General features: G+C 69.0%; 5 protein-coding genes and 1 pseudogene. All 6 read left to right on the top strand.

Going from position 1 to position 6,886, the window contains the following annotated elements; all coding sequences use genetic code 11:
* Positions 1-183: 183 nt before the first annotated feature.
* Positions 184-522 (top strand): hypothetical protein, encoded by a 339-nt coding sequence (locus ETD86_RS51395; protein ID WP_138673901.1) that lies wholly within the window; start codon positions 184-186, stop codon positions 520-522.
* A 192-nt stretch (positions 523-714) separates the two neighbouring features.
* On the top strand, positions 715-1,206 hold the full coding sequence (locus tag ETD86_RS51400) for an SRPBCC family protein (RefSeq protein WP_138673902.1): 492 nt from the start codon (positions 715-717) through the stop codon (positions 1,204-1,206).
* A 420-nt stretch (positions 1,207-1,626) separates the two neighbouring features.
* Positions 1,627-2,052 (top strand): site-specific integrase, encoded by a 426-nt coding sequence (locus tag ETD86_RS51405; RefSeq protein ID WP_138673903.1) that lies wholly within the window; start codon positions 1,627-1,629, stop codon positions 2,050-2,052.
* Positions 2,053-2,209: 157 nt separating this feature from the next.
* Positions 2,210-4,873 carry a tetratricopeptide repeat protein gene (locus ETD86_RS51410; RefSeq protein ID WP_138673904.1) on the top strand — a complete coding sequence of 888 codons (2,664 nt, stop codon included), beginning with the start codon at positions 2,210-2,212 and terminating at the stop codon, positions 4,871-4,873.
* A 438-nt stretch (positions 4,874-5,311) separates the two neighbouring features.
* Positions 5,312-5,794: a hypothetical protein gene (locus ETD86_RS51415; protein ID WP_138673905.1), complete on the top strand. Its 483-nt coding sequence runs from the start codon at positions 5,312-5,314 to the stop codon at positions 5,792-5,794.
* A pseudogene (locus tag ETD86_RS51420) lies at positions 5,791-6,886 on the top strand (NB-ARC domain-containing protein); the annotation flags it as partial. The gene ETD86_RS51415 and the pseudogene ETD86_RS51420, both read left to right, overlap by 4 nt.

Raw genomic sequence — 6,886 nt, forward strand, 5'->3', positions numbered from 1 at the left:
AGATGTGTATAAGAGATAGGCTCCACACCCCGCTACGACGTCGGCAAACCATCAAACGCGGCCGCACCCTCGCAGCACTACAACAATCCAGAGGATAAACAACAAGCTCAGGGACGCCAGGTCTCTCGCCAGTCGATGTGTAGCTCATGGGGCAAGGCGAGGGCGCCGAGGAGGCGCCAAGTATTGAGCGCTTGGGCGGTGCCGCCCGGCAGGACCGTCGACATCACCGCCGACCGCCGCTTCAAGATCGCCGAGAAGGCCCTGGCGTTCCTTCGCCTGCTCGTCGATCTGGGCTACATCGGCCTGCACCCGGATGTGATCATCGGCTACCGGCGCAGACGCGGCGAGAAGACGCTGCCCGAGGGCCGCAAGGCCGCCAACCGCTTCCCAGGCCGGCCTGCGCTGCATCGGCGAACGCGCCAACGCCCAGCTCAAATGCTGGCGGGTACTGACCTGCGACTGCCGTGGACGACCCGGTCAACTCACCACGGTCGAAGGCTGTACAGGCCCTGCAGTACCTGATCCGAGAACCTTGCGGCACCGCCCTGATCAATACCGCATCGTGACCCGTGCCGACCCGACCACGACCTGCCCAGAGCGGGAACGACCCGGTTGTCAATCCCAGCTCACCAGCAGAAATGAGGTTGACACGCTCAGCGTGAGGCGAGGCTGCTAGTGTACGCCCGTTCACTCGGGAACCTGGAGCGCTCCGCCATGAAGTACACCGTCTCGATCGAGATCGCCCTGCCGCGGGAGAGGGTGGTGCAGTTGCTCGCCGACCCGGCACACCTGCCGAAGTGGCTGCGGGGCCTGGTGCTGCACGAGCCGCTGAGTGGAGTGCACGGGCAGGTCGGCACCAAGTCGCGGGTCGTGATGCAGACGGGGCAGCAGAAGATCGAGTGCACCGAGACCATCACGCGCCGGGAACCGGCAGACCTGCGCGGGATCCCGAAAGGGAGTGTCGTTCACTTCGACCGCGAGATCGTCGGCGAGGGCATGTGGAGCGCCGTGCGCGACCGGCTGACCGAAGCCGGTCCGGAGGCGACGCTCTGGGTGAGCGAGAGCGAGTACCGGTTCAGCGGCTTGCTGATGCGGCTGGTGGGGCTCCTGATGCCCGGCGCCTTCCGCAAGCAGTCGCAAAAGCACATGCAGGACTTCAAGGCGTTCGCCGAGCAGGGAAAGGACGTCCGCGAAGCGAAGGGCTGATCTGCTTGCGGACAGCGGCGTCGACAACGTTGCGACGTGGTAGCCGCCGACTCACTACGGTCGTCAAGGCCGTACAGGCCCTGCAGTACCTGATTCGAGACCCTTTCGGCACCGCCCTGATCGATACCGCATCGTGAGCCGTGCCGACCCGACAGTTGATTCTCCTCCCGCGGCAACGGATGCGACGCTGTGCCGGGAGTGCGTCCGCAAGGCGCGGCAGCGGGCAGCTCAGCAGCCGTGCCCACGCTGCCGCGCAGCCGTGCCCACGCTGCCGCGCAGCCGTGCCCACGCTGCCGCCGCCCGGGCTATCTGCGTGACACCGGCTGGTGCGGGACCTGCTCACGTCCTCGCCAGCCGAAGAACCCGCCGCGCGTCTGCGACACATGCGGGCAGTTGCGCCCGCATGTCGGGGAACGGCCTGTGCTCGGCTTGCTGGCAGCGGCGCCCCGAACGCCCCTGGCTCAGCACGTCTGCGCGCGCGGCAAGCAGGACTGGGCCTTGGTCGACGGGCACGACATCGAAACGTTCCTGGCCGCTCAGCCCAAGAACCGGCCCCGGCGGCTGCAGATCGCCCGGCAGTTCTTCCGCTTCGCCAAGAGCCACAAGATGGTCCTGGTCGATCCCACCAGCAAACTGTCGGCGAAGGCGCCTCATCCGGGGCGGTCAGCACACCCGCTCAATGATCTGCGCCCGCCCGCCGTCCATGCCGGGACCTCACCGTCGCGCACGCGAGTACGGAACAAACGCACCGTAGCGCAGAGGACTGCTGACAATCCGGTGCTTCACAGTCCTCTGCACAGAGCCGCGAATGCCCAGGACGTCCGTGCACGCAACTTCAGAAAGTGACAATGGGTTTCTGGACGATCGTTTCTGCGGAAACGTGATCACGACACGGCCCACCGACACCCGTCCCGCAAACGACCAATTCGAGGAGGCGTGAGCGCAGGTATCGAGTCCGTCCCTGGAGTTCCGCTCGCGCCGGTTGGGGGAGCACTCTGGACGCATGTCGAAGAGGATGCCAGGGGCGGAACGCGCGCTCGGGGCGCGATCGTGGCGCAGCGTGGCGGTCGCCGCGGTCGCGGTGTTGGCGGTCTCGCTGGCGGCGGGGCTGGCTTGGTTCTTCGCCGATCCGCTGCACCTGCCTGCAGGCGTGCTGGCGGCCCTGGATCAACGGGCCAGCGTGGTCAGCATGATCACTGGCATGACGGTCGGCGTGGCTGGCCTGGTGGTCGCTGTACTGGCGCTGCGCGCCCAGACACGCGCTGACCGCACCCCGCCGGTTGCCATCGCCACACCCGAAGCGTCGGCCGAGCCAACACCGCCTCAAGCCTCGGCTGGGGGCGAGCGGTCGATCGCCGTCGGCGGCGACAACACGGGCATCGTCTCGACCGGCGACGGCACGCGAAACGTACAGATGCGGGCGCAGGCCTCCGGTCAGGGCCGGGTGTATCAGGCCGGCGGTGACCAGACCATCAACCACGTCAACTCCCCGGTGGCGCGCCGGCCGTTGCCCGATGCGAGCAGCGTGCGGGCACTGCACGGGGTATCCGGTTTGCCGCGTCGCCCAACCCTGGCCTTCGTCGGTCGCGACACGGCCATGGCGGCCGTCCGCGGGGCACTCTCAAGCGGGGCGAGCCCTGGTGTGATCAGCCAGGCTCTGTTTGGACTGGGTGGCGTCGGCAAAAGCGAATTGGCCCTCCAGTACGCGCATAGATACCGCAGTGAGTATCGGCCCGTCTGGTGGATTGACTCCGATAGCCCGGCACAGATCCAGGCCGGGCTCGCCTCCTTGGCGCGAGCTCTCACTGCCGGCACCGACTCGGTGGCCGCCGAGCAGGCCACCGTCGAGGAGGCCGCTGCCTGGGCGCTGAGCTGGTTAAGCATGCGCCCTGACTGGCTGATCGTCTTCGACAACGTCGAAGAGGCCGCTGACATCGAGCCGTACCTGGCCCGCCTGGCCCACGGCCACCTGCTGATCACAACCCGCCGCGACATCGGCTGGCAGCACCTCGGCATCCAGCCCCTACGGCTGGAGCTGCTGACCCGCTCCGCGTCGGCCGCCCTGCTGGCCGAGCTGATCGGTCCACCAGACGCCGCCGACACCGCGGCGCTAAAGGAACTGGCCGAGCAGCTAGGGGATCTGCCGTTGGCGCTGACGCAGGCTGGCGCCTATGTCGCCCGCACCCCTGGGATGTCGCTGCACAAGTACCTGGACCTGCTGAAGAAGACCCCTGTGCGGATGCTCTCGACAGCCCCGGCCGCGGGGGATGCTGGGCGGGTTGTGGCCAAGGTGTGGATGCTCAGCCATGCCCGCATCCAGGCCATTAACCCGCTGGCCGCGCACCTGCTGAACGTGCTGGCCTGCTTCGCCCCCGACCACTTGCCCTGCACCGTTCTGACCGGAGTCGAAAACGCCGACGAGCTCCAGGTGAACGACGCGCTGGCGCTGTTGGCCTCCTACAGCCTGATCACCGTCACCATGGCTCCCCGGCAAGGCCAAGACGGCCAAGCCGAGGACCTGATCAGCGTGCACCGGCTCGTCCAAGCCGTCACCTTGCACCAGCTCACCCCGGCCCAGCTCCACGACGTCCGCCGCAACGCCGCCGGCCTGCTGCTGGCCGCCCTTCCCGACGAAGCCGACAAGCCGGCCAACTGGCCCGTCTACCGAGCGCTCCTGCCGCATGCCCGGATCGTCCTGCCCCTCGACTCGCCTGGCTGGAAACGGCTACTCCGCTACCTCGGCGCCAGCGGTGACTACCGGAACGCCGTCCACCTCGGGCAACAGGTCCTCACCCACACGACGAACACGTTGGGCCCCGAGCACCCCGACATCCTGACCGCCCGGCATGACCTCGCCGTCTGGAAAGGGGACGCGGGGGACCCGATCACCGCCCGTGACCAGCTCGCCGCCCTCGTCCCGGATTGTGAGCGGGTGCTCGGCCCCGACCACCGCGACACGCTGGCCACCCGGCATGACCTCGCCTACTGGACGGGCTATGCGGGGGACGAGGCCGCCGCCCGCGACCAACTCGCCCTCCTGCTCCCGATCCGCGAGCGAGTGCTCGGCGCCGAGCATCGCGACACGCTGAGCACTCGGAATCAGCTCGCCCGCTGGACGGGGAGAGCGGGGCACGCGGCCGCCGCCCGCGACCAGCTCGCCGCCCTGGTCCCCATCTGTGAGCGGGTGCTGGGCGCTGATGACCGGGACACGCTGACCGCCCGACACGACCTGGCCATCTGGACGGGTTATGCGGGGGACACAGTCGCAGCGCGCCACCAGCTTGCGGCCTTGCTCGCCCCGCACGAGCGGGTGTTCGGCGCCGAGCATCCCTACACCCTGATCTGCCGGAACCAGCTCGCCCGCTGGACAGGAGAGACGGGGGATGCGGTCGCCGCCCGCGACCAGCTCGCCGCCCTCGTCCCCGTCTGCGAGCGGGTGGTCGGCGCGGACCACCGGAACACGCTGATCGCCCGGCACGACCTGGCCATCTGGACGGGGGAGGCAGGAGAACCGGCCGCCGCCCGTGACCAACTCGCCGCGCTGCTTCACGTGTGTAAGCGCGTGCTGGGGACCACCGATCCGGTGACTCGAGCCGTCTGGAGAGACCTTGTAGCAGCCACTCGGACTGCTCGACGATCCGTCTGGTGGTGCTGGAGGCGTACATAGCCAGGACACGGTCGGCGTGCTAATTGATCTTGAAAGTCCAGCCGTGGGCGAGGATGCCCATGATTCGCCGGGTGGCGCGGTCGCTGCGGGCGGTGTCCCACACCCCCACTGCAATGATCTGAACCCGTCCGCCGTCCATGCCAAGACCACACCGCCGCGCACACGAGTACGGAACAACGTGCACGGCAGCGCAGAGAACTACGGACAACGGGTGCTTCACAGTCCTCTGCATAGATCCCCGAAACCCAGGACATCCGTGCACACGGCTTCGGAAACTGACAACGTGTTTCGGGACGACGATCGTTCCCGCAGAAACGCGATCACATGGCGGCCGCCGCCAGCCGTCCCGCAAACGACCATTCCGCACGGTCGTGATGAGAGGAAACGCCTTCGCTACTTTCGGTCCCGCTCGCGCTGGTTCAAGAGCACTCTGGAGGCATGTCGAAGACGACGCCCGAGGCGGGACGAGCGGCGGGTTCGGGGCTGTGGCGCGGCACGGCGATCATCGCGCTCGTGGTGCTGGCGGCATCCCTCGTGGCGGGGCTGCTGTGGTTCTTCGCCGATCCGCTGGACCTGCCCCCGGAACTGCTGGCCACCCTGGATCAACGGGCCAGCGTGATCGGCATGTTCGCCGGCATGCTGCTGGGTGCGGCCGGGTTCGTGGTCGCGGTGGTGGCGTTGCGCGCGCAGACGCGCGCCGACCGCACCCCGGCCGGCATTACCCCGCCCGAGACGGCGGCCGCTGAGCAGGAGGCCCTTCAGGTGTCGGCCGAAGGCGAGCGGTCGGTCGCCATTGGCGGCGACAACACTGGCATCATCTCCACCGGGGACGGCGCGCGGAACGTGCAGATGCGGGCGCAGGCCTCCGGTCAGGGCCGGGTGTATCAGGCCGGCGGCGACCAGACCATCAACGAGCCATGACCACCCCCTCGGCCGACCTGCCGGATCTACCAGATGTCCGGATGGACGGCGCCGCTCGCGACCAGGGCCGGTTGTACCAGGCAGCTCGCGACCAGACCATCAACCAGATCACCCAGCAGGGTCCGCGGCGGCCGCTGCCCGAGGCCAGCACCGTGAAGGTCCCCGTCGGGCTGGCCGGGTTGCCGCGCCGTCCGGCCGCGGCCTTCGTCGGCCGCGATACGGCCCTGACCGCACTACGTCAGGCGCTGCAGGAGGAGACCGGGCCCGGGGTGATCAGTCAGGCCGTGCTCGGGCTGGGCGGCGTCGGCAAGAGTGAACTGGCGCTGCAGTACGCGCACCGCCACCGGCAGGAGTACCGGCTGGTGTGGTGGATCGACGCCGACGGCCCGGAGCAGATCCGCGCCGGGCTGGCCGCCCTGACCCGGGCGCTGGCCTGCGGCATTGACTCGGTGGCCGCCGAGCAGGCCACCATTGAAGAGGCGGCCGCCTGGGTGCTGAGCTGGCTGGCCGCCCATCCCGGCTGGCTGGTCATCTTCGACAACGTCGACGAGGTCGCCCACGTCGAGCCGTACCTGGGCCGGCTGGCCCACGGCCACGTCCTGATCACCACCCGGCGCGACATCGGCTGGCGCCACCTGCGCATCAACCCCCTCCGCCTGGAGTTGCTGTCGCGCCCGGCCGCCATCGCCCTGCTGGCGGATCTGATCGGCCCGCCCGATGCCGCCAACGCCGACGCATTGGAGGAACTGGCCGAACATTGGGGGGATCTGCCGCTGGCGCTGACCCAGGCCGGCGCTTACATCGTCCGCACCCCCCGCACGACCCTGACGGCCGGCGGCGACGCCGAGCGGGTGGTGACCAAGGTGCTGACACTCAGCCACGCTCGCATCCACGCCGTCAACCCGCTGGCCGACCACGTACTCAACCTGCTGGCCTGCTACGCCCCCGACCACCTGCCCTGCACCGTCCTGGACCGCCTGCCCCACGCCGACCAACCGCAGATCGACGAGGCGCTGGCGCTGCTGGTCTCCTACAACCTGATCACCCTCACCCCCAGCCCGGCCGACCCCGCCACCGGTCCACCCGAAGACC

This window comes from Nonomuraea turkmeniaca, from assembly GCF_005889735.1.
In the GTDB taxonomy this organism is placed as follows: Bacteria; Actinomycetota; Actinomycetes; order Streptosporangiales; family Streptosporangiaceae; genus Nonomuraea; species Nonomuraea turkmeniaca.

Excerpts from the sequence above, each read along its gene's own strand:
- ETD86_RS51400 (WP_138673902.1), top strand. The coding sequence starts at position 715 with ATGAAGTACACCGTCTCGATCGAGATCGCCCTGCCGCGGGAGAGGGTG.
- ETD86_RS51410 (WP_138673904.1), top strand. The coding sequence starts at position 2,210 with ATGTCGAAGAGGATGCCAGGGGCGGAACGCGCGCTCGGGGCGCGATCG.
- ETD86_RS51415 (WP_138673905.1), top strand. The coding sequence starts at position 5,312 with ATGTCGAAGACGACGCCCGAGGCGGGACGAGCGGCGGGTTCGGGGCTG.